This is a genomic window from Sphingobium sp. S6 (assembly GCF_905120495.1).
Classification (GTDB): domain Bacteria; phylum Pseudomonadota; class Alphaproteobacteria; order Sphingomonadales; family Sphingomonadaceae; genus Sphingobium; species Sphingobium agri.
In genome coordinates this window covers 318164-343330 of sequence record NZ_CAJHOG010000003.1, presented here as the reverse complement: position 1 = coordinate 343330, position 25167 = coordinate 318164, and the positions used below count along the sequence as shown (strand labels likewise).

Below are 25167 nucleotides of genomic sequence, written 5' to 3'. Positions count from 1 at the left end.
TTTAATGGCGTTCACCGTGAGAGGCTCGACTCTTTACAAGAAGGGGGCTTCGACAAGCTGAGCCCGAATGGATTAAGTGATTCGGATGGGTCGCGCTCTGCTTCAAATTGAGGCGGATGAAGGGGCCTCAGCCAAGCCCGACCAGCGGCACGATATCGACAGGGCGGCCATTGCGGCGCAGTTCGACGGTGATGCTCGGGCGGCGACTGGCAGCGTTGCCCAGTGGATCACCCTGCCGCACGCTGTCGCCCACTGCGGCGGAGAGGCGCTGCAAGCCAGTGATCAGCGTCGTCCAGCCGCCGCCATGATCAAGGATGATGATCTGGCCATAGCCTCGATAAGGCCCTGCAAAGACCACGCGTCCCGCCGTTGGGGCGACGGCAAGCGCGCCGGATTGGGTGGCGATGGTAAGACCGCGCGACCGCACGCCGCTTTCCGACAATTCCCCCATGCCCGTGACGAGTTGACCCATGACCGGTAGGCGATAGGGCGGCGGCCCTCCGGGATCGCGCTGCCGGGCGGGCGAAGATGCCATGGCGAGGTCCGGCCGTGCTGGCCGCAGCAGCGGGCCGGGGAGCGCCGCCAATTCCTCGCGCAGGTCGCCCGCAGCCTGGAGCCGGTCCATCAGGTCGACGATGTCGCGCGCGCGCTCGCCCAGCGCCAAAGCACGATCGCTCTCCAGATTGGCGTTGGAGCGGTAGTCCTTCTCCGCTAGCCGCTTTTGCGCTTCGAGCGTCCGCAAGGCGGCTTGGCCCGTGCGTAGGTCTGCCTGGCTCTGCGCCAGTGATGCGGTCGCTTGTTCGGCGGTGGCGCGCAGGGCACGGCTGCGCTCCAGCTCGGCGCGCAAGCCAGCGGTTCGTTCCTGGATGACAGGCAGGATCTGGCCGAGAACGGCGCGCATGTGGACGGCGTCATTCAGCGACCCAGGCTGGACAAGCGCAAGGGCGATCGGCCGCCGCGCCATCATCTGCAGGGCGGCCGTCAGGCGGACGACCGGCTCCTGCCGGGCGGCGAGGCGCGCCGCCTGGGCGCGTTGCATGCGGGAGATGATGGCGATGCGCGCCTGCGCTGCCTGAATATCGGCCTCAGCCTGCTGGATGCGCGCGGCCATGGCAGCGGCGCGGCGGCGTGCCTGTTCGGCCTCGTCGCGTGCGGCGGTTGCCTGTTGCTCAAGCCGCCGGGAACGGTCCCGGGCTTGTTCGGATTGGATGCGCGCGGCTTTCAGCGCCGCCTGTTCCTGGCGCAGGCTGGTCTCGCCCGTGCCGCTCAGGATGATGCCCGCTCCGGGCGTAGCAGCCAGGCGCGCTGCGGTGAAGACCACTGCGCTACCGATAACCGCTGCCAAGGCCGCTGACCTTTTCACCCCTTGCCCCCTGCCGGATCGGTTGGCGACCGGCTACATATAATTAGGCGCAAAGGGCCATCCCTGTCGAGCAGTGGCGGCATCAGCCTTCGCGATGATAGGGGTGGCCCGAAAGGATGGAACAGGCGCGCCACAATTGTTCGGCCAGCATGGCGCGGGCCATCATGTGGGGCCAGGTCATGGCGCCAAAGGCGATCAGCAGGTCGGCTCTTGCCCGGGCCTCATCATCAAAGCCATCTGCCGCGCCAATCAGGAATCGGCATTCGCGCGCCCCTTGATCACGCCAGCCCTCCAGCCGTTTGGCGAAGTCCATGGAAGTAAGCTGGCGGCCCTTTTCATCGAGCAGCACGGTGATTGTACCCGCCGGGGCAAAGGGCAGCTTGCCGCCGCGGTCAGGCAGTTCGGTGATCTTATGCGGCATGGTCAGCCGCTTCACATAGCGTTCGACCAATTCCGCTTCGGCCGAACGCCCGATCTTTCCGCGCGCGATGATGTGGAGGAGCATGGATCAGGCTCCTAACGAGTCCGCGCGCGCTTGTCGAAGGTCTGCATGCATCGGCGAAACGAAGCCGATGGCGCGCGCCTTCAGGCCGTGCCAGCCACCGGCGCGTCGACAAAGCCCCACATCCGTTCCAGATTGTAGAAGCTGCGCACTTCCGGCCGGAACAGGTGGACGATCACGTCGCCCGCATCGATCAGCACCCAGTCGGCGACCGGCAGTCCCTCGACCCGCGCCGAGCGGCCAGTGGCCTGCTTGATGCGCTCGGCCAGCTTCTGCGCCATCGACGCGACCTGGCGGGATGAACGCCCGCTGGCGATCACCATATGGTCGGCAATGCTGCTCTTGCCTTCAAGAGGGATGGAGATGGTTTCCTGCGCCTGGTCATCGTCGAGCGATTTGAGGACAAGGTCGTGCAGGGCGGCAACGCTGTCGGCATCATGGGCCGGGTCGTTGGCAGGATTAGGTCTGGTCAAAAATGCTCCATTCTAGACAATCAACCGGCGCGTGAGCGGATCGCGCACGCGTGCATGTTCATATTCGCGATGCCAGAGGGGTTTCGCCTGCCGCAGCAGGGTCGCCGATCTTGGATCAGGGCGAAAGCGCAGAAGCACAAGCGCCGGCGGTCTCCAATCCGTCCAGTCTGCACTCTGGCGCGCGGGCCGGACGAAACGCCGCAGCCAGGCCATGGCCCCAGAGCCACGGGCAACGCTATCATAGCCGGGACGGGCGATCACGGCAATGGGCATCTGTCGCGCGATACCGCGCCAGTCCTTCCACTGGCCGAACTGTGCAAGATTATCCGCGCCCATCAACCAGATGAATTGGTTGCGGGCGAAGCGCTGCCTGACCACTTTAAGCGAATCGATGGTATAGCGGGTGCCAAGCGCTTGCTCGATCGCGGTGGGGCGGATGGGTGCTCTCCGAGCGGCAGCGCGGGCATGGGCGAGCCGCGCGGGGAGAGACGCCATGCCCGCGCGCGGCTTCAGGGGATTGCCCGGTGAGACCAGCCACCAGACCTCATCCAGCCGCAATGCCTTCGCCGCGAACATCGAAATCGCGCGATGGCCGCCATGCGCCGGATTGAAGGAACCGCCCAGAAGGCCGATGCGCGCCATTCAGTTGGCCACGCAAATTATAGGCAAGGCGGAAAAGCGCAGACTACTCACTCTGCTTCCACGAGCGCCCGCGCTTTCCGAACGCCCTTTCGGCCCTCTTGCGCCAACTGCCGTTTCAACTCTTCCGGGCGGGGGGCAATCAGGAAACCGAAGCTGACGCAGCCCTCGCGGGTTTCGACTGCATGGTGCAGCCGGTGCGCCTGAACGATCCGCTTCATATAGGGAGAGCGGGAGACATGGCGATGGGCGATCCGCTGATGGACGAGGATATCGTGAAAGCCGAGATAGATAAGCCCATAGGCGGCGATCCCCGCGCCGCATGCGGTGGCCCAATCGCCCCAGCCCCATTGAACGCCGCCCAGCAGCAGCAGGATCGAAGGCAGCGCAAAGATCACGAAATAAAGGTCGTTCGCTTCCCACATCCCGGTGCGGGGACGATGGTGGCTGGCATGGAGGAACCAGCCCGGACCGTGCATCACCCAGCGATGCATGACATAGGCAAAGCCTTCCATCGCAGCGACAGTGGCGAAGAAGATCAGGAACAGCAGGAGCGCGGACATGGCGCCCTATATAAGCGCGCGGATAAAGCTGCGCGAGCCTGTAAAACTGCAAAGATGGAAAAGGCCACGGCCGCCGGGACCGTGGCCTTCCCACTGATGATCGGAAATCAGAATGAGGCGGTGATCGAACCCACCACGCCAGCCTTGCTGACGTTGCGGCCGCTGGGGCTGTAGAGCGACTTGTCGGTGTCCACATAGCTGACGCCGAAGGTCAGGTGGCTCCAGGTGTAGGTCGCGCCGATGCTCCAGTCGGTATATTCGTCGCCGATGGTCAGGTAGCTTGGGCCAAAGCTGTGGCCGAGATGCGCCGAAACGCCCAGCGGCGTATTGGGAACGCTCGCTGCCAGATCGCCCGCGACATAAAGATTGTCTTCGCGAGTCAGGCCGCCATCGACGGACAATGCGCGGGATTTGGGCGCGTAGGCGGCGCTGAGTTTCGCCGTCGCCGGGCCGAAAGTGCCCTTGATCGAGGCATAGGGCTCAACGAAGTCGGTGTTGGCGCCGCCCGAGCCGGGATAGTAGTAATAGAGTACGCCGACATCGACCGTCGCGGCCCCGAAGGTCCTGGAATAGCCTGCGATCAGGTCGAGTTCCTGGTCGCTGCCAGCGGCAACATAGTCATCGATCGAAGAGCCCCAGGTCGAGACATAAAAGCCCGATTCATGGGTAACGGTGATGCCGCCTTGCAGGGCAAAGCGCTTGTCCGTCTGCGAAATGCCACGGAAGCGATAGTCGCTGACCACGGCGGCATTGCCGGTGACGGTGAGTTCGGGCGTGGGCTCGTCCTGGGCAAGCGCCGGAACGGACAGAGCAGCGAGAGCGACGGCCGAGAGGCCGAGAATGGACTTACGCATGAGATTCCCCTTGATGGTGTTCTGCGATGGTCCCGCCTGCGTCAGGATCCCGGATTCTCTATTCCCGCGATGGGCCGGATCGGATGACCTGAACAGGTGAGGGCATGCCGCCGCATACCGCGCTGCACAAGGGATTATTGCTGTTTCTTATCTTTTAATTCTTAAATGTTGCTACTCTGCAACAAAGATCGGTGCGGGTCATGCAGGACGCGCTGGGGGTAGGGGATGGTGATGCCGTACTCGCGGAACAGCTGCCACACGCGGTTCAACACGTCTGATTTCACATTTCCAACGCCGCTTTCCGGGTCGCTGATCCAGACGAGAATGTCATGTTCGACACGGTTCTCGCCAAAGTTGGTCAGCCATACATTAGGCTTGGGATTGCGCAGGACGCGGGGGCTTTCCTGCGCGGCGCGGAGCATGAGGTCCTGGGCGAGCTTAAGGTCGCTGTCATAGCCCACGCCCACCGGAATGCGCACACGGACGTTGCGGTCGGAATAGGACCAGTTCTCCACCTCCTGCGTCATCAGATTTTCGTTCGGGATCAGATGCTCCTTGCCGTCGCGGGTGAGGACGGAGACGGCGCGGACGCCGATCTTGTTGACCCAGCCGAAACTGTCGCCAACCACGATGACGTCGCCCGGCTTGATCGAGCGGTCCATGAGCAGGATGATTCCCGCAAAGAGATTGCCGAAGGTCTTCTGCAAGCCGAAGCCCACGGCGAGGCCGAGCGCGCCGGAAAATACCGCAAAGGCAGTAAGGTCGATGCCGAGCAGGTCGATGCCGATGAAGAAGGCGGCGACTACGGCGCCGATGGCGGCGAGCTTTTGCGCGAGAAGCTTTTGCGTGGCGTCCAGCCCCTTTGCGCGCCCGATGCTCTGCGCGAACAGCCTGTTGGCGAGCCGTACCAGTGCAAAGAGGAGGACACAGATCGCTGCGGTGCTGAACAGGCCGAGCAGCGTTACACGCCGCTTGCCGAGGTCGATGCCGATGCCGTCAAGCATGTCCGCCACCGGAGCAAAGCCGCCGCTGCTGCCCGAAAGAACCGTGACGAACAACAGCAGGGCAAGCGGCACGACCGCCCAGCGGGGAATGGCAAGGCTGCGCAGAATATGCGTGGCTAGCAGGGTGACGGAAAGGGCGAGCGCGGCCCCCAGGATAAGATGGGCAAGGGCACTGATTGGCCAGAGCGCGGCGGCGAGGGCGAACAAACTGCTCGACAGCGCGTGGCGGAGGATGGGACGCAGATGGCCTGCGAGCGCATCGCCCAATGGCCGGACGCGGCGGCGCAGGCGTGGGGCCGCTATGTGCGCAATGCCGTCCGCGATCAGGAACAGGATGGCGGTGAGCGTCAGCGCGACCACAGGATGGACGATCGCCGGATTGCCCGGCAGCAACGCAAGCAGGCCGGGAAAGCCTTGGGTCATCCCCTTGCCTTGCGGAAGCGAGCGAGGCCGGCATCGAGATCGGCGATGAGGTCGGCGGGGTCTTCAAGGCCGATCTGGAGCCGGACGAGCGGGCCTTCGGCCTGCCATGTGGTGGCGGTGCGATAGCGCGCTGGATCGACCGGCAAGGCAAGGCTTTCGAAACCGCCCCAGCTATAGCCGATGCCGAAATGCGCGAGGCCGTCAATCAGGGCTGCGCGAGCGGCTTCGTCCCCGCCGTTGAGGACGAAGCTGAACAGGCCACTGGAACCGCTAAAGTCGCGGGCCCACTTCTCATGGCCAGGGCAGCTTGGCAGTGCCGGGTGGAGGACGCGGGCGACTTCGGGTTGGCCGGAGAGCCAGCGGGCGATCTGGAGCGCGCTCTCCTGGTGCTGGTTCAGCCGGACGCCCAAGGTGCGGAGGCCGCGGCTGGCGAGCCAGGCGTCGTCGGGGCTGACCATTTGGCCGAGCAGATAGGCGGTCTGGCGGAGCTTCGGGAAATGATCGGGCGTGGCAGTGACGGAGCCGAGCATGACGTCGCTGTGGCCGACTATATATTTGGTGCAGGCGAGGATGGTGATGTCGACGCCGTGGGAAAGGGCGGGGAAGAAGAAGGGTGTCGCCCAAGTGTTGTCGAGGAGGGTAACGATGCCTTTTGCCTTCGCGAGGGCGGTGATGGCGGGTATGTCCTGAACCTCGAAAGTCAGGCTGCCGGGGCTTTCTAGGAAAATGGCGCGGGTGTTTTCGTTAATGAAATGGTCAATTGAAACGGAATCGGCGAGGGGATCATAGTAGATCGTTTCGATACCGTAACTTTTCAGCATCTGTTCGCAGAAGTTGCGGGTGGGATCATAGGCGCTATCGACCATCAGCAGTTGGTCGCCCGGTTTCAGGACCGAAAGCAGAGCGCAGGCGATGGCGGCGACGCCGGAGGGGAAGAGCATCGTTCCTTCCGCGCCGGGCTCCATTTCCGTCAGCGCATCGGCGAGGCTCCAGGCGGTGGGCGTCCCCTTGCGGCCATAGAAGAGCCGCTCATGCGTGCTGCTGCGCGCGGCGCTGCGCAGATGGGCGACATCGTCATAAAGGATGGTCGAGGCGCGCCAGACCGGCGGATTGACGATCGCGCCGGGCTGACCGGGCATGCCGGTCCATTCGGGCTTGCGCCCGGCCTGCGCCAGCTGGGTGAGCGGCTTGCGGTCCTTGCTCATGCGGCTGGACCCGTCGCCTTGGGCGTGGAAGGGTCAAGCCCCCATTCCGACCAGCTGCCGTCATAAAGGGTGACGTCCGTCTTGCCGAGCAGCTCCAGCCCTGCGAGCAGGATGGCCGCCGTCACGCCGCTGCCGCAGGTCGTGATGATCGGGCGCGAAAAGTCGGTGCCCGCGTCGAGAAACAATTGCCGCAGTTGCTCCCCCTTCTTCATGCTGTTGTCGGCGTTGAAGAGCGAAGCGGAAGGGATGTTGCGTGAGCCCGGAATATGGCCCGAGGCCATGCCGGGGCGGGGCTCCTTTTCTTCGCCGGTGAAGCGGGCCGCGCCGCGTGCGTCGATCACCTGCGCGGCATGACTGTCGAGATTGGCCAGCAGATCTTCCTTGGTGCGGACCTGCCTTTCCGCGCGGCGGGCGGTGGCGTCGCCGCGCGGGATGACCGGCCAGCCGCTTTGGGTAGGGCGGCCTTCGGCGACCCACTTGGGTAGGCCGCCGTCCAGGATCGCGGCCGCGCGCCCGACGCCATAGAGGCGCATCATCCACCAGGCGCGGGCGGCGCTGTGCGTCGGGCTGTTGTCGTAGAGGATGACACGGCTGTCCGCATCGATGCCGAGCGCGCGGCAGCGCTCGGTCATGAAGGCGTCGCTCGGGAGCATGCCGGGGCGCGGATCATCGGCATCGGCGAGGCTCGGTAGATCGAGATAGGCCGCGCCGGGGATGTGGGCGGCCTCGAATTCGGCGCGCGGGTCGCGCGGCGTGCCGGGCAGGAACAGGCTGGCGTCGAGTATCTTGAGGTCGTCCTTGCCCAATTCCGCAGCGAGCCAATCGGTGGAGATGAGAATGTCCAATGCGGCCTCTTTCAGTGGTGCGTGACTGCCTTTTTAGGAGGGGGATCGGGGTGTGGGAAGGGTATTGGAGTTTTTAGCCTCGGCTATTGTTCGGGCGTCATTCCAGCGGCAGCTGGGATCTCGGGAGGGGGTGGAGTGATGGGGCCTGAGATCCCAGCCTTCGCTGGGATGACGAGCTATGTGGAGTGCGGAGGGTGTGGCCGGGTCTGAGATTCCAGCCTGCGTTGGGATGACGCTTCGAGGCAGGCTCAGCTTGCCAGTTCGAGCGCGGTGGCGCGGCTGCCGGGGGTGCGGAACTGGCGGGGGCCTTGATCGACGCGGAAGGGGGTGAGGCGGTCGGCGGGCGGGGTTTTTTCCTGGCCGACGATGAAGGCGCGGCCGGTGCGGCCCGCGCCCGTGGGGCTGGTGCCCGGCTCGTCCGACCAGCGATATTGCGCGTCGAACGCGACGAGGGGGATGAGCAGCGCGCGGTCTCCCATCTGCACGGGCGCGATCTGGTCGGGCAGGAGGCGCAACTCGCCGGCCAGGCTGTGGCTGTGCCCTGGCGCAAGCGAGACAGCCGAGTGAGCGGGCAGGCCAAGGGCTCCGGCGAAAAACTGCTGCAGCTGCGCCTGTTGATGGGCATCGGCATTGGCGATGAAGGTGCGGATGAGAATGTCGTCCGCGACGCGCTCGCCGCGATTGTGGAGCGTCAGATGGTAGCTGATGGTGGCGCCCATCAGGGACAGGCGGGCGCTGCGCACCTCAAGGCTAAGGTCTATCCACGGCCGATCGGCTGCCGCAGCGGCGGGCGTTGGGGAGGGGGCGTCAGGCCGGGGCGCGGCGGGCGGCGCAACCGGTTTTGCCTCTGCCGGACGGGGCGCAGGCGGGACCGGGACCGGGACGGGCTTTGCGGCTGCGGGCGTGGGCGGGGGAGGAGCTGGCGCGGCCTCCGGCTCTTCATAGCTTTGCTGCTCTTCTTCGGAACGACGGCGCAGGAACAGCCAGGCGGCCGCGAGCGCTGCGGCGAGGAGCGCGATGACGCCAGCGATCCAACCCCAGGAGGCAGACTCGGCGGGCGCGCCCAGCGGCGGCTCGCTGGCGGGAGCGGCGGGAATTGGGGAGGGCGCGGCTTGCGGCTCGGCGGGTTGTGCCGGAGCGGGCTGCGGCGCTGGGGCCTGCGGCGTCGATGCCTGGGGCGCGGCGCTGCTGCTTTCGGGCTCGCGCGCCGGGGCGGCGGGTTCCGCAGGCGTTGGGCGCGGCGCTGTGGTGGCGGGGCGCTGCGGTTGCGCCGGGGGCACCGGTTGAGGCTGGGGCTGTGCGACGACCGGCGGGGGTGGCGTGATGACAGGCGTGCTGGCTGGTGGCGTCACAGGCGCGCCACGGAACACGTCGAGTTCCGGACCTTGGCGACTAGGATCAGCAGGCGGCGGGGACGTTCGCGGCAGGTTGAAGACAGGATCGCTGCCCCCCTGCTCCTGCGCGAACGAAGGAGTGGCCAGCAGCAGCGGCAAGGCAGTCAAAATGGCAGGACGCATCCCCATGGCAAGCAGCCAAGGCAATGATGACGCTGAACGGGAGGTGAATGGCATGGCGGTATCAGGGTGCGGTGACATTAGGCGTGCAATGGCGTAGATGGCCGGTCATGACCGACATACCCCAAAGCATGACACCGATCCATCTGGGGCAGAGCAGCGCACTGCCTGCGAGCCCAGAGGAAGCGGTCCTCGATTATGTGGCCAATCCTCGGCCCGGCAAGCCCTATCTGGTGCGGTTCACCGCGCCGGAATTCACATCGCTTTGCCCGGTGACGGGGCAGCCGGACTTCGCTCATCTGGTGATCGACTATGCGCCCGGCGCGACGATCGTCGAATCGAAGTCGCTGAAACTGTTCCTGGGAGCGTTCCGCAACCACGCCGCTTTCCATGAGGATTGCACTGTCGGGATCGGCGAGCGGCTGTTTGCCGAAATGCAGCCTTTGTGGTTGCGGATCGGCGGATATTGGTATCCGCGCGGGGGGATTCCGATCGATGTGTTCTGGCAATCGGGCGAGCCGCCCGCCGGGCTGTGGCTGCCTGCGCAGGATGTGCCGGGGTATCGGGGGCGGGGGTAGGCACCCTCATCCAACTTCGCCTAGCCCGCCTTGCGGGCAAGGCTGCGTATCCTTCTCCCGCCAGCGGGAGAAGGAAGTCAGGTGCAAGCCCTCTCCCGCTGGCGGGAGAGGGTTGGGTGAGGGTGGGGTGAGCTATGGCGATAGGGCGTACCAATCCTCACGCGGCAGCATTGCGGCGGAATGCAACGGAGTGTGAGAAGCGACTCTGGGCTGCGTTGCGCAATCGGCAACTGGATGGTTTCAAGTTTCGGCGGCAAGCAACGGTAGGCCCCTACGTCGTTGACCTACTTTGTGCCGAACATCGCCTGATCGTCGAAGTCGATGGTGGCCAGCATAGTGAAGAGGCTGACTTGCCGCGTACGCGCTTTCTGGAGGGGCAGGGTTATTCAATGATCCGCTTCTGGAACCATGAGGTCTTCGAAAATCTGGATGGCGTGCTTGCCAGCATCCGGCAAGCGCTCCCCTATTAAACAACCGCACAACAAAGTTCGATCAACCGCTTGACCCGCGCGCGGAAAGGTTCGATCCCGCAACTATCATGGCAATGGCCGCCCGGGCCGTGCCGTTCTCAACGTGTCGGAGTTGCGAACCTGATGTCCTTTTCGAAGCTATCTTCCCTGTTGCTGGCGGCTGCGCCGCTCGCCCTTGTTCAGCCCGCTTTGGCGCAGATGCCTGCGGGACCGGCGCCGGGTATCACGACGCAGTTGCCGCGTGGCGCTGCGCCCAGCCATTATGCGATCGAGGTGGTGCCCGATGCGGCGAACCTGAAGTTCACGGGCAAGGTGACGATCGACCTCAATGTCGCGCAGGCGATGCCGGTGCTGGTGCTGAATGCCGCTGACCTTTCCATCGGCCGCGTCACGCTGACCCCGGCGAAGGGCAAGGCGATGACCGGTTCGGCCAAGGTCGACGCCAATGCGCAGACGGTGACGCTGGATTTCGGCAAGCCGGTGCAGCCGGGCGCGTACAAGCTCGACATCGCCTATGGCGGCGTCATCAACACGCAGGCGAACGGCATGTTCGCGCTGGACTACAAGGATAATGCCGGGGCGCAGAAGCGGGCGCTGTTCACTCAGTTCGAGGCGCCCGATGCGCGGCGGTTCGTGCCGAGCTTTGACGAGCCGAGCTACAAGGCGACGTTCGATCTGTCCGCGATCGTGCCGACGGGGCAGCTGGCGGTCAGCAACATGCCGGTCAAGGCGTCGCAGGATCTGGGCGGCGGCAGGACGCGGGTGACGTTCGGCACTTCGCCGAAAATGTCGTCCTATCTGCTGTTCTTCGGGCTGGGCGAACTGGAACGCGCCACGAAGATGGCGGGCGCGACGGAAGTGGGCGTCATCACCGGCAAGGGGAATACCGGCAAGGCGCAGCTGGCGCTGGATGCGTCGGCGGCGATCCTGCCCTGGTATAACGACTATTTCGGCGTGCCATTCCCGCTGCCCAAGCTCGACAATGTTGCCGGGCCGGGACAGAGCCAGTTCTTTTCCGCCATGGAGAATTGGGGCGCGATCTTCACGTTCGAGCGCGCGCTGCTGGTCGATCCCAAATTCACGTCAGAGGGCACGCGGCGGACCATCTATTCGATCGTCGCGCATGAGATGGCGCATCAATGGTTCGGCGATCTCGTCACCATGGCTTGGTGGGACGATCTATGGCTGAACGAGGGTTTTGCGAGCTGGATGGCGACCAAGGTCACCGACAAGCTGCAACCGGAATGGGAAATGCTGCTGACCCGCGTCGGCGGGCGCGAGCGGGCGATGGCGCTGGATGCGCTGGCGACGACCCATCCGGTGGTGCAGAAGATCCATACCGTAGAAGAGGTCAACCAGGCGTTCGACGACATCACCTATGAAAAGGGTGAGGCCGTCATCACCATGCTGGAAGGCTTTGCCGGTGAGGATGTGTGGCGCGCGGGCATCCGGGGCTACATGAAGGCGCACGCCTATGGGAATACGGTGACGGACGACCTGTGGAAGGCGGTCGAGGGCGCGGGGGCCAAGGGGCTGGTCGGCATCGCGCATGACTTTACCAGCCAGCCGGGCATTCCGCTGGTGAAGGTGGAGAGCGCGCAGTGCCGGGGCGGATCTACCGTGTTGGCGCTCAGCCAGGGCGAGTTCAGCCGCGACCGGAAGGACAAGGCGCCTCTCCGCTGGAACGTGCCGGTGATGGCGCAGACGATTGGCGGCGCGGCGCAGCGGCTGATCCTGAACGGCACGGCTTCGGTGACGCTGCCGGGGTGCGGGGCCTATGTGATCAATGCCGGGCAGACGGGCTATTATCGCTCGCTCTATCCGGAGGCCAATGTGAAGGCGCTGGCGGCGGGCTTTACCCGGCTGTCGTCGATGGACCAGATCGGGCTGTTGGCCGACAATTTCCAGCTGGGGCTGGGCGGTTATCAGCCGATCGGGCTGGCGCTGGACATGGTGGACGCGGTGCCCGCCAATGCGAGCCCGGCGGTGCTGGCCGAGGTGCCGGATTATCTGAGCAGCGCCTATACGATGCTGGATGGCGATCGGGTGGGCCAGGCGCGGGTCGCCGCCTATGCCTCGCGCAAGCTGGGGCCGGTGCTGAAGAGCGTCGGATTTGATGCGAAGCCCGGCGAAGGGGCGCAGGTGCCGGTGCTGCGGTCGGCGCTTGTTTCGACTTTGGGCAGCATGGGTGACAAGGCGGCGCTGGCCGAAGCGCGGCGGCGCTTTGCCGAGCCAGCGCTGATGGAAGGGCCGCTGCGCAATGTGTGGCTGCGTATCATCGCGCAGAATGCTGATGCTGCGACCTGGGACAAGCTGCGGGCGATGGCCAATGGCGCGACGAGCGCGCTCGATCGGAGCACGCTGTTTGCTTTGCTGGGCGCGGCGAAGGATGAGGGGCTGGGGCGCAAGGCGCTCGACCTCGCCATGACGGACGAACCGGGCAAGACGACGAGCGCCGCGATCATTTCGGCAGTGGGGGCGGAGCATCCGATGCTGGCGGTCGATTATGTGTTGGCGCACCGGCAGCAATATGAGGCGCTGATCGACGTGTCGGCGCGCAGCCAGGCGATCGCTCGGCTGGGCAGCGGGTCGGCTGACCCGGCAATGGCGGCGAAGCTGGACGCCTATGCGACCCAATATCTGACGCCGGAATCGCGTAAGGTGGTGGATCGGTCGATCTCCGCCATCAGGACGCGGATCGAGACGCGCGCGCGGCTGAAGCCTGCGTTGCTTGCCTGGTTTGCGAGGAGGTGAGTGGGGAGAGCTTAGCTGCTCGCTGACGCTCGCGCCCACCCCTAACCCCTCCCGCTTGCGGGAGGGGGACTTCGTGGCTCTATCGGGTGAGGTTTAGCGCCTTGGCGATATCGTTCCAGGCGACGAGCTTGAAATTCTGCGCGGCGGCGGCGTTGTGGCCGTCCTGCGCGACGAAGATGCCGCCGGGATAGGCCGGGCCGAAATCTCCGAGCATCAGGTCGATGCCGTCGGTTTCCTCCGCCCCGCCAATGGCGCCGTCGATGATGCGGAAGCGGCCGACATAGCTGTCGTCGGTCAGACGGTAGACCGCATAGGCATTGTCGCCCTGGCTGGACACGATGACATAGCCGTCCCGATCGCCGATCGGCGCGATGGCGACGCCTTCTGCGTCCATGACGATATTCTTGCCGTCGGCGGCGGCGATCTTGACGGGGGCGGTGGAGCCGGTCGCGCGGGCATCGAAGCGCCAGAGACCGACATCTTCTTCGGCCACGTAGAGGATGCCGGTGCGGTCGTCGACGGCGCAGCCTTCCGACTGGGTGCCAAGCTTCATCGTCCGCACGGTCCGGCCCGTGACACTTGCGCCGGAGGCATCGAGGGCGACCTGATGGATCGTCCCGTCCTTCAGCACGATGAAGGCGTAGACGGCGTCTGACGCGCGGTAGAGACAGACGCCATAGGCCTCGCCCTTGCCGCCATCGACCTTGCCCAGCGCGGTCAGCTTTGCCGTTGCGGGATCGAGGCTGAAGAGCGCGAGCTTGGCGTTCGCCATGTCATTGCGGTCGCTGGCGACGACGAGGATGCCGGGTTTGCCCCCGATCGTCACGCCATCGCGCAGGTCGACATTGTTGACCCGTCCCCCGTCAAGGAAGCTGCGGGTCTTGCCGTCGAGGCCATAGACATAAAGCCCCGCCTTCTTGTCGGTGCCGACGATGAGGCTCTGCGCCGGGTTCGCGGCATTGCGCCAGATCGCGGGATCGTCGGCGGCGTCCGCATTGGCCGTGCCGACAGGAGTGGTTTCCCCTCGCGCCGTCGCGGAGACGGCGGGGGAGGCATTGGCGATACGCACGGCGATGGGGGCTTCCGCCTCGCCGGTCGCGCAGGCGGCAAGGGCGAGGAGAGGCAGGGTGGAGAGAATGGTCTTTTTCATGGATCAGAAGCTCGCCGAGATGCCGAATTTCGCCGTCCAGTTATATTCCTCGAACTGGAGCAGGCGCTTGCCTCCTGCGAAATTCTGATAGGCGAAATAAGGTTCGTTGGTGACGTTGATCCACTCGGCAAAGACGCGGACGCCGGGAACGATGCGATATTTGGCGCTGAGGTCGATCTGGAAATGATCGTCGACATAGCGGTCGGTTTCCGCCGCATCGGTGATTTCATCCAGATATTTGTCACGATAGGTGCCCGCCGCGCGTAGCGAGATCGGACCCTTTTCATAGCCGATGACGACGTTCAGCGTGTTCTTGGACGAGTTCAGCAACGGGATCGAACGCGGATCGCTGATGTCGCCATCGTTGAGGACGGTGCCCTTGGCATCGGTGTAGGTGTAGTTGACGTTCAGCAGCAGGCCGTCGAGCGGGGCGGGCAGGAAGCTGAAGACCTGGGCGTAGGACAGTTCGAACCCCTTGATCTTGCCCTTGTCGCCGTTGATCGGGATCGTCAGTTCTTCATAGTCGATGCCGTTGAAGGTGCCGGGCGTGGTGATCCGCTGCGACACGACGAAATTCTTCACCGATTTCCAGAAGAAGCCGCCTGTCAGCGCGGCGTTGGTGCCGAAATACCATTCCGCCGATGCGTCGACATTCCACGCGCGGTAGGGCTTGAGGTTGGGATTGCCCGTGGTCGCTTCATCGTCTTCGTTGATGTCGAAGCGGGGCGCGAGGTCGGACAGCTTGGGCCGCACCAGGCTCTTGTAGCCGCCAAGGCGCAGGACGAGGTTGCGCACCGGTTCGTAGCGTAGCGTCAGGCTCGGCAGCCAGTCGGTATAGCTGCGCACGAAACGGTTGGGCGTGACGGTCACGGTGTCGCCATCCGACTGGGTGGTGAAGGCGTTGATGTCGTTGCGCGTCTGCTCCATGCGCACGCCGCCGATAACGCGCAGCTTGTCGCTGTCCCAGCGGCCGAGCAGGTAGGTGGCGAGGATATCTTCCTTTACGCCATAGTCGGACGATGCAGACGCCAGCGCCGTATCGACTTCGTTGAGGACGAAATTGTCGCGGTTGGCGTTGAAGAAGTTGGTTGGGCCGGTGTGGCTCGGCAGCGGCAGGATGTCCTGGATGCGGTAGGTCTGGCCGCCCAGCACGTCCGCCAGCGTGTAATCGCCATCATAGTCGTCATAGACGTCCGACTGGAGATTGTAGCTCTTCTTGCGCCAGCGCGCCTTCATCCCGGTCTGAACGGTGAAGGTGCCATTGTCAGAGGTGAAGGCACGGGAGATGTCGCCGCGCAACGCATATTCGCGATCGCGCGCGTCCGATAGGGTCGTGCGCTCCAGCTCGTTGAAGCCGTAGCTTTCCGGATCGAAGAAGGCATCGCTGTTGCCCGTGACGGCGAAGCGCGGCTTTTGCGGCTCCGAATAGTCGAAGCCGACATTGACGCCATCGTCATTGAAACGGGCGCGGAAGCGGGTGGGATCGATCGAGCCATTTTCCCGCTCGCTCGCTTCCGACCAGCTGCCCGAATAGGTGATCTTCCAAGGGCCAGTGTTGGTTTCGCCGCCAAGGGTGAGCGACTTGATCTTTTGCCGCTCGAACCGGTCCTTCATGCGGCGGCGAACTTCGATCCGGCCGTCCTCGTCGGAAAATTCGGCGCTGGTCGCGGTCGAGGAACGGGGCGCTTCGTCCATGATCAGGATCACGTCGCCGCGATATTCCTGATCGTCGAACTGGCTGTAGAGGCCGCGCGCATAGAGCTTCGTCGTGTCGGTCGCGAGCCAGTCGAGGCTGAGCGATCCGCCGATGCGCTTTCGCTGCACGTCATAGTCGCGATACTGGACTTCGGCGGCATAGGCATTGCCTTCGTCCGTCACATCCCAATCAGTGGCTTCGATATTGTCGCTTTCGAACTTGCGCTTGTAGTAGCTGAAGCCGCCCGCGATGCCGAAGCGATCGGACAGGCGCGTCGAAAAATCGAAGCTGCCCTTGGGCGTCAGCGCGTCGGCGAAGTCGTTATAGCTGCCTTCCAGCTTGACCGAATAGAGATCCTTCTTGCGATCGAAGGCGCTGGTGGTGTTGATTTCAATCGATGCGCCGATCGTGTCGGCATCCATGTCAGGTGTCAGCGACTTCTTGATTTCGATGGATTCGATGAGTTCGGAGGGGATGACGTCCAGCGCGACCTGGCGCGTGTCGCTTTCCGGTGCGGGAAGGCGGGTGCCGTTGATCGAGGCGGCGTTGAGCGCGGGGTCAAGGCCACGGACCGACACGAAGCGGCCTTCGCCCTGATCGTTCAGGATGTTGACGCCCGGAAGGCGGCGGATCGATTCGGCGACATTCTGGTCCGGGAACTGGCCGATGGCGTCGCGGGTAAGGACGCTTTCCACGCCATCGGCGGCGCGCTGGCGGGATAGGGCCGACGCCTGGTTGGCGACCTGGCCGACGACGATGATGGAACTGTCGATGTCCGAACCGATGCGGATGTCGGCATCGGCATCGCCGGTCGAGGGCACGGTGACGGTGGTGCGCACTGGGTCCGCGCCGACATAGCGTGCCTCGATCGTGTAGGTGCCGGGTGCGACGTCGGGGAAACGGTAGCTGCCGTCGCGACCGGCTTCGGCGACGCGGCCCAGCTCGACAATGCGCAACTGCGTCGATTGAAGGGCGCGGGTGCCGGTGCCGTCGAGTACGGTGCCGCTGATAGTGCCTGCCAGAGCGGCGGCAGGCGCCGTCAGGGCAAGAGCGATGGCTGCGCGGCTGGCGCCACGGAAAAAGCGGTTCATGGTGGAAATCTCCCTGTTGCCAAGGGAGATCGGCCCCCGCCGTCCCCCTTCTGGTCGAGGGGGTCAGTGAGATATTTTCCTTACACTGGCATGCCGGTTCGGTGACAGTTTGATGATGTTAGTGTGGCAATATGTTACATCGATGCCTGCCGCCGCAGCCGGGCGTAGAGGCCGCCGATGACGGCCGCGAAGAGGATGAGCGCGAGCGGCACGGCGAGTGGGTTTTCCGCCACCAGCGCGAGCGGCGCGTCGCTGTTGGTGGCCGCGACGATCCCGGCGAAGGCGACGCCGAACAGGCTTTCGCCGACGATGAAGCCCGTCGCCATCAGAACGCCCATGCGCTCGGCAAAATCGGGGCTCGGCTGACGGCGCGCCCAGCGATTGTAGAAGTGGCCGATGACCGCGCCGACCGGAATGAGCAGGGTGAGCGCCATCGGCAGGTAGATGCCCATGCCGACCGCGAGCGGCGGCAGGCGCAGCTTGCCAGCCTTGCCCAGCATTTCGTCGATGCCGACGACCACGGCGCCGATCAGCGCGCCGGTGCCGATCAGGCCCCAGTCCAGATCGCCGCCCAGCACCCCCTTTGCCAATGCGGAGATCAGCGCGGCTTGAGGCGCGGGGAGTGCGGTCGCCTTCGCCCCCGGCGCGCCTGCAAAGCCGAAGGCGCTGTTGAGGAGGTCGAGCACCGGGGGAATGACGAGCGCACCGAAGATGACGCCCAGCACCAGCGCCACCTGCTGCTTCCAGGGTGTCGCGCCAACCAGCTGGCCGGTCTTCAGGTCCTGGAGATTGTCGTTCGAAATGGTGGCGATGCCGAAGACGATCGCGGTGACGAACAGGGCGTAGGCAATGAGGGCCTGGCTCTGTTTCGGATCGCCGCCCGAGCCGTAGATGGCGGCGAGGATCAGTGAAGCGCCGAGGACGGCGAGGATCCCGACGCCGGAGATCGGGCTGTTGGACGCGCCGATCAAGCCTGCCATATAGCCGCAGACCGATGCGATGACGACGCCCGCGACCAGGATATAGGCGAGGGTCAGGATGAGGATCGGCACGGGATTGAGCGCGATCGGCCCGCCTTGCGCGAAATACCAGAGCAGCACGGCTATCGGAGCGAGCGAGGCGAGGATGGTGCCGCCGACAATGCCGATGGGCAGGTCCCGCTCGGTCAGTTCAAGCAGGCTGCCGTCTCCCGCCTTGCGCTGGCGGGCTGCCGCCATGGCGGATCGGATGCCGCTGATGATCGGACCCAATATCTTGAGCAGGGTCCAGATCGCTGCGACGCCGATCGTGCCTGCGCCAATGAAGCGCGCCTTCATGCGGAAAGTGGTGCCGACCACTTCGGCGATGTCGGCTCCGGCGGGCAGCGGCGCGGTGAGCCAGGGGACGAGGCCGACCCAGCTGATCAGCAGTCCGACGAACATCGCGACGCCGACCGACAGGCCGACCAGATGGCCGACGCCGATCAGCGCCATGGAGAAGCTGGTCGAGACCGACGTCGCGCCTGCGCCGAATTTGAAGAAGGTGGCGGCCTCTTCGGCGATCAGCTTGGTCTTGGCGGTGATGGAGAAGGCGGCGGCGGCGAGCGCGCTCATGATGATGGCGGAAAGGCCGCGCTTATTTTCTTCGAGACCCTCGCGCGAGCCTGCGCCCACTTTAAGCACTTCGGCGGCGGCGACGCCTTCGGGATAGGGGAGGTCGGACCCGGTGACGAGCGCGCGGCGGAGCGGCACGGAATACATGACGCCCAATATGCCGCCCAAGGCGATGGTGAAGGCGGACAGCCAATAGGGGAAGCCCTGCCACCAGCCGATGATGACGAGGCCCGGCAGCACGAAGATGATCGCGGACAGCGTGCCCGCCGCTGACGCGATCGTCTGGACGATGTTGTTTTCAAGGATCGTGCCGGTCGCGAACAGGCGCAGCACCGCCATGGAGATGACGGCGGCGGGGATGGAGGTCGCGAAGGTGAGGCCGATCTTCAGCCCCAGATAGACGTTCGCCGCGGTGAAAAGGAGCGTGATGAGCGCGCCCAGAATGACGCCGCGAAGGGTGAGCTCCGCCATGGGAGTAGGCGTGGGTGTGGCCTTGGCCGAATCAGTGGTCACCAGCATCATCCCCCTCTGGGTATCTTTTTCCGGTGTACGGTAATAATGTTGCTTAGCCGTGGATCAATTGGAAAGTGACAGCGGGCGCGGTGAAGGTGCTGCCGCCATCTCCATCCGGTCCAGCCAGCCATCGACCAGCCTGTTCCACCGGCTGTAGCCTCGCCCGTTCATGTGCAGGCCATCGGGTCCGAACAGCGATGCGTCGGGCAGGCCGTCATGGGCAAGCAGGCTGCTGCCGACATCGAGATAGTCGAAACCGCCCACCCGGCTGCGCGCCGCAACGGTCATGTTGACCGCGGCCATCTTCGGCCAGAGCGTCCACCGGATCGGCGAGGGTTTGAGCGAGAGATAGGCGATGCGCGCCTTGGGGTAATCAGCGCGCAACTTCTTGAGCAGCGCGAGTATGTTGCGTGCGACGGTGTCAGGCGTGGCTCCGGCCGCAAGGTCGTTCTCGCCGATATAGACGAGGACGGAGCGGGGTTCTGCCTTGGGGAAGAGCCGAGGATAGTGGCGCAGCACATCGGGCGTCGTCGCCCCGCCGAAGCCGCGATTGACGGTGCTTCTGTCGGGAAAGCTTGCCTGCGTATTCCAGAGCCTGATGCTGGAACTGCCGAGGAAGAGGACCGCGCCCGGCGCGCCGCTGTTCGCCTCATTCGCCTTTGCGAAAGCGGCGACTTCATTGGCGAAGGGGAAGGTGGGATCGGCGTTGACCCGGAGTTCGTCAGGGGCGCTCTCGGCCGGTGCCTGCGCAGCCGCGATGCCGGTCAGGCCGGGCAGCAGGGCAATGGCGGCGGCAATCCGCCACCATGCGCCCGTAAAAGGCCACGCCTTAGTGGCGATGGAGCGGGCGCAGCTGATATTTGCCGTTGGCATAGGTCCCGAACATCCCCGCGATCGCCGGATGATCCACCGGCTCCCCGCTGTCGTCCGCGAGCAGGTTCTGCTGGCTCACATAGGCGACATAGCTGGTTTCGCCATTTTCAGCGAGCAGGTGGTAGAAGGGCTGGTGCTTGTCGGGCCGGGACTGTTCCGGGATCGCCTGATACCATTCCTCGCTGTTGGCAAAGACGGGATCGATGTCGAACACGACGCCACGGAAACCGAAGTGGCGATGCTTCACGACATCGCCGATGCTGAAATGCGCATGGACAACGGGGGGCGCGCTGACATCAGCCCCGAAAATTGCAGTGGTGTCGGTCATGAACAGCAATTTAGGACGCCCGCGCGGTCTTACAAGAAAAATACGGACCTCTCCGCTTGGCAAGCCGGTCATCATTCGCTAATGGCCGCCGCTCGACCGGGTCGGCGCAGGCCGCACCTTCTGCGGAGAGGTGGCAGAGTGGTCGAATGCACCGCACTCGAAATGCGGCGTGCCGGCAACGGTACCGAGGGTTCGAATCCCTCCCTCTCCGCCACTTAATCATCCAACGGAATCCAAGATTGTCCAAGAAGTTCCGTATTAACGGGATTTTAGGCGATTCTCGTGTCCAAACGTATCCAGCGATATCCAGCCCAAGCCAACGCCATTTGGGGGCGTTTTGGGGGCATCGAATTGGGGATTTGGGGGCATGCTGACTGACGCGGCAATTCGCAAGGCGAAGCCTAAGGAAAAGGACTACAAGCTGGCCGATTCCGGGGGGTTGTACCTGTTCGTGACGAAAACCGGGCACCGTAGCTGGCGGCTCAAATACCGTTTCGCAGATAAGGAGAAGCGCTTGGTATTGGGAAGCTACCCCGATCTGTCGTTATCCGAGGCAAGGGACCTGAGGGACGACGCCAAGCGACTGTTGCGGGACGGTCGCGATCCGGTGATCGAGGCGAAGAAGCGCAAGCTCGCCAACGTGGTTCAGATGGAGAACACCTTCGAGAAGGTGGGCCGGCAATGGTACGGAGATCAAGTGGCTCGCTGGAAGCCTGTGCATGCGGCGGACGTCATCACGAGCCTAGAGCGAGATGTTTTTCCTGCCATTGGCGGGCTTCCGATAACGGATATCGACGAGCCCCTTCTTCTCGCCACGCTCAAAAAAGTTGAATCACGCGGGGCCATTGAAACAGCACATCGCTTGCTGCAGCGGTGTTCGTCGATATTCAAATACGGCAAAGGAATTGGCGCGTGCCGAGAGAACCCTGCCGTTGACATGAAAGTCAGCCTAAAATCGGTTCCTCCTGCTCGCAGGTGGCCTGCGCTGACGGACCTGGATCAACTTCAGGCACTGATTCGCGCGGTCGATTGCTCAACCTCTCATCCGATCACGCGTCTAGCATCCCGAATGATGGCGCTGACTGCTCAGCGACCAGGGATGATCCGGACTGCGCCTTGGAGCGAATTTGAAGGGATCAACTGGAATAAGCCGGATGACGTTGCCGATGGAGCGCAGTGGCGTATCTCGGCTTCACGCATCAAGCTTGTGCTTGAACTCCGTGAGGATGAGGCGTTTGAACACATTGTCCCGCTCTCCCATCAGGCGGTGGAGGTTCTGCGTGTCGCTCGTCGGCTATCGGGTCGCGGCCCCTTGGTATTCCCAGGGGCGCGAAGTGGCTTGGAGCCACTGAGTGAAAATGCGGTCGGATACTTGTACAACCGGATCGGCTACAAGGGGCGACACGTCCCGCACGGATGGCGTTCCTCCTTCTCAACCATGATGAACGGTTTGGTAGAGCGATCGCATCCAGGTTCAGATCGTCTCCTGATCGACCGGCTCATCATTGACCTGATGCTGGCACATATCCCCGCAGGGATGTCGGGCAGCGAACTAATCTACAATCGCGCAGCCTACATGGAACGGAGGAGAGAGCTAGCGCAGCAATGGGCAAACTTAATTATGGAGGGTCAGCTATCTGCCGCAGCTCTTTTGGATGGACCAAGAAGGTCAAAGTCTAATACGCGATAATGATCCGGGAAGATCAGGACGCCGATTATGTTTGCAGCCTATCTAGTTCATCTAATATGTAAGCTGGGCATCGGACTCAGCCAATTGAGGCCACACGTCACAAATTTGGGGGCATGCAACCCAAATCTATGCCTGAAGGCGGCGGAGCATCCGCTTCGCTATGTGCGGCGCAACCCTCTTATGCAGGCACATCAAATCCTCGCGGTGGCAGTTCCGGACAATCTTGCCGCTGCCACACGGGCAAGCCCAATGGCCTTTGGGCCACGCCTGGGACAACAGCCTCAGATGGTAGGTCAACGCGCTTCGCCGGTTGGCGATTCCCAGTGCGTCAGCAAAAGCTTCTTCCATCCCGGCATCACCATGAGGCCGCTCGCCGAAAGGCCATTTTCCGGTCTTCTCAAACCAGAACTGGCTGAGAAAATACTCATTGAGCGGGCCGTTGATGAAGCTGCCGATGGAGTGGTTAGAGGCGGTGGCCAGCCAATGCTCCCACACCGTGACGCAGCAATCGCCATCAAGATTGATATGGCGATCGGGGGTGCGGGGAATCCGGCTGCCCGTCTCGAAGACCTTGGGCTCAACGGAGGGATAGCGACGGCTTACCTCCATGCGGATGACAAATTCCGTGATCGGCCCACCGGGCACGGCAGCCATGCCGCTTTCGGTCACCAGAAACCCGCCCTCGATCAGGATTTGCTCTTCGACAAGCCGAGCGTGCAGCTTGGGCTGATCGAACGCGATCGCCGCCTGAACCGTTTCGAGCGTCAGCAAGTTGGCGGTGACCCTATGCCTTGGCCCAGGGCTTCGACTGCGAACCGGACTGCTTGATCTGATGGATCGCGTGCTCGGCGCGCCGCATGTCGTCTGCGCTGGCGGCGGTCGCTGCGATCGCAGGCATGCCAAGGGCCGAAGCCGGGACTGCCGCCTTCATCATGCGATCGACGAAGTCTCCACCCAGGTTCTTGCGCAGCTCGGTCGGCATCTCATCGTACTTGCTGGCGCGCAGGTAGAGACCAAAATCGCGGCGTGCCTGGTCGAGCCACGTGTAGAAATTCGCGCGCTTCTTGGGCTCGCCCACCCACTTGTCGGCGAAGTTCTCGCTCGGGTTCACCGGGTTCGCAACCCAGGCCACACCGTCACGATCCTCGATATAGCGGTCCATGCTGGTCAGGATGCTCTGCAAGGCACCAGCAATGGTCGGCTCTTCGTTGTAGGCATGGGCGGCCAGCGTCGTGATGATGATGGAGATCGGCCGAAATTCGCAATCGCCGACAAACATGCAGTCGCGGTGACGTTTGAGCAGCTGGATCGCGCGCTGAAGCGGCGTCTTCACCTTGTGGTCGGGGATCTGGTCGACGCTGGCGGAGATGTGCGCCCGCTTGGCGAAGGCGAGCTTGGCTTCATCGAGCCGCATCTTCATCCGGTTGCGGAACCAGGCCGCATAGCCGGAGGGGTTGCTGAGGGGCCAGTTGGCCGACGCGACTTCATAGTTGGGCAGGGTATTGTCGGTGATCGCGATGGCGTGCCCGGTGAGACCGGTGTCGCCTGCCAAGGCCCGGAATCCCTTTTGGAGCAGGACACCCTGATAGTGCTGGGCGTCCGGCAGGGCGGGCAGGATGTCCATGTGGAACTGCGCCCCTGCGGCATAGTTGAGCGTCCAACAGCGCCGGCCCTCGTCCGGGTCGGCCATGCCATGCGCCTCCGCGTAGAGCGCGACCTCGCGGCCCACCGCCTCCTTCAGGGTCTTCTGGGTGAAGTCGGCCTTGGTGGCCTCAAGCCGACAGACGAGATCGACGTCGTATTCCTCGGCATCCGTAAACGGGCGCGTCACGGTGCCAAGCACGAACGAGCCTTGCGGCGAGATTGCGGGCTTGAACTGCGCGATCTCGGATTCGGGACGATCGAGCCAGTTGCCGATGGCATGGTAGCGGTTGCTGGCCTCCTCAAACTTGGAGGGCGGAATATCGAGCGCTTCGGCCATCCGTTCGAGGATGTCGTCATGCGACTTGGCGAGATTCTTGTCGTAGATGGTCATGGTGTCACCTGTAGTGCGGCACGAATTCCTCGGCCGGCGCGCCGAAGAATTGCGGATGGAGAATGGGCTTCTGAATGCGGGCCTCGGCGAAGGCGCGGTCCTTCAGGCTGCGGATGCGGCTGGTGTCGTCGAGCGAATAGAAGCCGTCGGGCACTGGCTGGGAGACCCGGTAGATCGCCTTGCGATCATGGGGGTCGCCGGTCAGAATCTGTGCAATGCCAAGCGATCCGTGAGATTGGCCGGCCATGAACAGACTGGCCATCTGCGGAGCGAGGCGCGCGGCACCATAGGCCTCGCGAACAAGCTTGATGTCGTCGAGGCAGCCGATGCTCAGGACGCGGATTTCGTCAGCTGACCAACCCAGCGTCGCCACCGCCTCCACCACCGCGATGCCGGTCGGGTTGTTCGCCCACATTCCGCCATCGGCGAGCCCGACGTCATTGGCCGTCACGTGCTGGGCGAAATACGTGGGAGCCGCCGCCGTGGCCAAGGCCGCATCGATGGCCAGTTCCTTGTAGTCGGTCCGCAGGCGCGGATGGTGCGCGGTCTTGAAGATGTAGACGCCCTGGGTCTGGGGATGCCACGCCGGGATGACGAGCCGGGTCTGGGCTTCGCCAAGCTTGCGATCCCCCAGCACGCCATGAAGCGCATCGCGCAAGGGCTGCGTGCTGTATTTTGGTCCCCAGAACAGCCAGCGCCCGGTCCGCACACGGCGATCTATCCAGCCAGCAATGCCGGTGCGAGTTTGCGCGAATATCGCCGGCCCTTGCTCTTCGTAGAGCTTGAGGATGTCGGAAGCGCGCATGCCGAGCGCGAGGCCAATCGCGATGATGCCGCCGGTCGAGGTGCCGGAGATCAGGTCGAAATAGCGGCCCATGGGCTCGCCAAGGTCCTGTTCGAGGTTCGCGAGGAACGCGGCCGGGAACGTGCCACGGATACCGCCACCATCGATGGTCAGTATCCGCTTCACGGGCCTATCCTCGGGCACGGTCATGATCGGCTGGCTGGCCAT

22 protein-coding genes and 1 tRNA gene are annotated in these 25167 nt (G+C 63.9%); 5 read left to right on the top strand and 18 right to left on the bottom strand.

The genetic code is table 11. The annotated features are described in order from the left end of the window. Positions 1-127: 127 nt before the first annotated feature. The 10 genes from SPHS8_RS12330 to SPHS8_RS12285 all read right to left on the bottom strand — a co-directional run bounded on the left by SPHS8_RS12330 (position 128) and on the right by SPHS8_RS12285 (position 9394). Complete coding sequence (locus SPHS8_RS12330) at positions 128-1363, bottom strand: murein hydrolase activator EnvC family protein (RefSeq protein WP_201515771.1); 1236 nt, start codon at positions 1361-1363, stop codon at positions 128-130. Between the two features lie 82 nt (positions 1364-1445). Continuing rightward, the gene (locus SPHS8_RS12325) at positions 1446-1868 is read right to left on the bottom strand and encodes a 23S rRNA (pseudouridine(1915)-N(3))-methyltransferase RlmH (protein ID WP_201515770.1); all 423 of its coding nucleotides are present in this window, start codon (positions 1866-1868) and stop codon (positions 1446-1448) included. Positions 1869-1948: 80 nt separating this feature from the next. Next, positions 1949-2338 carry a ribosome silencing factor gene (rsfS, locus tag SPHS8_RS12320; protein ID WP_097092439.1) on the bottom strand — a complete coding sequence of 130 codons (390 nt, stop codon included), beginning with the start codon at positions 2336-2338 and terminating at the stop codon, positions 1949-1951. A gap of 12 nt (positions 2339-2350) precedes the next feature. Then, a complete protein-coding gene (locus SPHS8_RS12315) occupies positions 2351-2980 on the bottom strand; it encodes a nicotinate-nucleotide adenylyltransferase (protein WP_201515769.1) in 630 nt (209 codons plus the stop codon). A gap of 47 nt (positions 2981-3027) precedes the next feature. Continuing rightward, complete coding sequence (locus tag SPHS8_RS12310) at positions 3028-3540, bottom strand: sterol desaturase family protein (protein ID WP_201515768.1); 513 nt, start codon at positions 3538-3540, stop codon at positions 3028-3030. A 107-nt stretch (positions 3541-3647) separates the two neighbouring features. Next, on the bottom strand, positions 3648-4394 hold the full coding sequence (locus SPHS8_RS12305; RefSeq protein ID WP_201515767.1) for a TorF family putative porin: 747 nt from the start codon (positions 4392-4394) through the stop codon (positions 3648-3650). A gap of 161 nt (positions 4395-4555) precedes the next feature. Then, positions 4556-5821, bottom strand: a complete 1266-nt coding sequence (locus SPHS8_RS12300; protein ID WP_201515766.1) for a mechanosensitive ion channel family protein — start codon at positions 5819-5821, stop codon at positions 4556-4558. Further along, the gene (gene metC, locus SPHS8_RS12295; protein WP_201515765.1) at positions 5818-7026 is read right to left on the bottom strand and encodes a cystathionine beta-lyase; all 1209 of its coding nucleotides are present in this window, start codon (positions 7024-7026) and stop codon (positions 5818-5820) included. The genes SPHS8_RS12300 and metC overlap by 4 nt, the downstream gene beginning before the upstream one ends. Continuing rightward, a complete protein-coding gene (gene sseA / locus SPHS8_RS12290; protein ID WP_201515764.1) occupies positions 7023-7871 on the bottom strand; it encodes a 3-mercaptopyruvate sulfurtransferase in 849 nt (282 codons plus the stop codon). Before sseA ends, metC begins: the two co-directional genes overlap by 4 nt. 248 nt (positions 7872-8119) lie before the next feature. Beyond that, entirely contained in the window at positions 8120-9394 is a 1275-nt protein-coding gene (locus SPHS8_RS12285) for a hypothetical protein (protein WP_201515763.1), read from the bottom strand. A 101-nt stretch (positions 9395-9495) separates the two neighbouring features. Between SPHS8_RS12285 and queF the strand changes: the two genes are divergently transcribed. The 3 genes from queF to SPHS8_RS12270 all read left to right on the top strand — a co-directional run bounded on the left by queF (position 9496) and on the right by SPHS8_RS12270 (position 13187). Then, on the top strand, positions 9496-9963 hold the full coding sequence (gene queF, locus SPHS8_RS12280) for a preQ(1) synthase (RefSeq protein WP_201515762.1): 468 nt from the start codon (positions 9496-9498) through the stop codon (positions 9961-9963). Between the two features lie 134 nt (positions 9964-10097). Next, on the top strand, positions 10098-10433 hold the full coding sequence (locus tag SPHS8_RS12275; protein WP_201515761.1) for an endonuclease domain-containing protein: 336 nt from the start codon (positions 10098-10100) through the stop codon (positions 10431-10433). A 123-nt stretch (positions 10434-10556) separates the two neighbouring features. Beyond that, positions 10557-13187, top strand: coding sequence for a M1 family metallopeptidase (locus SPHS8_RS12270; RefSeq protein ID WP_201515760.1), 2631 nt, complete (start codon positions 10557-10559; stop codon positions 13185-13187). A gap of 79 nt (positions 13188-13266) precedes the next feature. Here SPHS8_RS12270 and SPHS8_RS12265 read toward each other — a convergent pair whose 3' ends face one another. The 5 genes from SPHS8_RS12265 to hspQ form a co-directional block, all read right to left on the bottom strand. Next, the gene (locus SPHS8_RS12265) at positions 13267-14337 is read right to left on the bottom strand and encodes a phytase (protein ID WP_201515759.1); all 1071 of its coding nucleotides are present in this window, start codon (positions 14335-14337) and stop codon (positions 13267-13269) included. Between the two features lie 3 nt (positions 14338-14340). Continuing rightward, positions 14341-17124 (bottom strand): TonB-dependent receptor, encoded by a 2784-nt coding sequence (locus SPHS8_RS12260; protein ID WP_201515758.1) that lies wholly within the window; start codon positions 17122-17124, stop codon positions 14341-14343. Between the two features lie 134 nt (positions 17125-17258). Beyond that, complete coding sequence (locus SPHS8_RS12255; RefSeq protein ID WP_201515927.1) at positions 17259-19187, bottom strand: OPT family oligopeptide transporter; 1929 nt, start codon at positions 19185-19187, stop codon at positions 17259-17261. 105 nt (positions 19188-19292) lie between these two features. Further along, positions 19293-20102 carry a GDSL-type esterase/lipase family protein gene (locus tag SPHS8_RS12250; RefSeq protein ID WP_201515757.1) on the bottom strand — a complete coding sequence of 270 codons (810 nt, stop codon included), beginning with the start codon at positions 20100-20102 and terminating at the stop codon, positions 19293-19295. After that, entirely contained in the window at positions 20059-20430 is a 372-nt protein-coding gene (hspQ, locus tag SPHS8_RS12245; protein WP_097092914.1) for a heat shock protein HspQ, read from the bottom strand. Before hspQ ends, SPHS8_RS12250 begins: the two co-directional genes overlap by 44 nt. Before the next feature lie 124 nt (positions 20431-20554). On the opposite strand from hspQ, the gene SPHS8_RS12240 reads away from it, so the two are divergent. Next, a tRNA-Ser gene (locus tag SPHS8_RS12240) sits at positions 20555-20644 on the top strand. Between the two features lie 153 nt (positions 20645-20797). After that, positions 20798-22120, top strand: a complete 1323-nt coding sequence (locus SPHS8_RS12235) for a tyrosine-type recombinase/integrase (RefSeq protein WP_201515756.1) — start codon at positions 20798-20800, stop codon at positions 22118-22120. Positions 22121-22246: 126 nt separating this feature from the next. Here SPHS8_RS12235 and SPHS8_RS12230 read toward each other — a convergent pair whose 3' ends face one another. From SPHS8_RS12230 to SPHS8_RS12220, 3 genes are read right to left on the bottom strand one after another with little or no spacing between them, the layout of a single operon-like run. Next, positions 22247-22891 (bottom strand): hypothetical protein, encoded by a 645-nt coding sequence (locus tag SPHS8_RS12230; RefSeq protein WP_201515755.1) that lies wholly within the window; start codon positions 22889-22891, stop codon positions 22247-22249. 13 nt (positions 22892-22904) lie between these two features. Continuing rightward, on the bottom strand, positions 22905-24155 hold the full coding sequence (locus tag SPHS8_RS12225) for a nucleotidyltransferase domain-containing protein (protein WP_201515754.1): 1251 nt from the start codon (positions 24153-24155) through the stop codon (positions 22905-22907). A 4-nt stretch (positions 24156-24159) separates the two neighbouring features. Then, on the bottom strand, positions 24160-25167 hold the full coding sequence (locus tag SPHS8_RS12220) for a CBASS cGAMP-activated phospholipase (RefSeq protein ID WP_236575127.1): 1008 nt from the start codon (positions 25165-25167) through the stop codon (positions 24160-24162).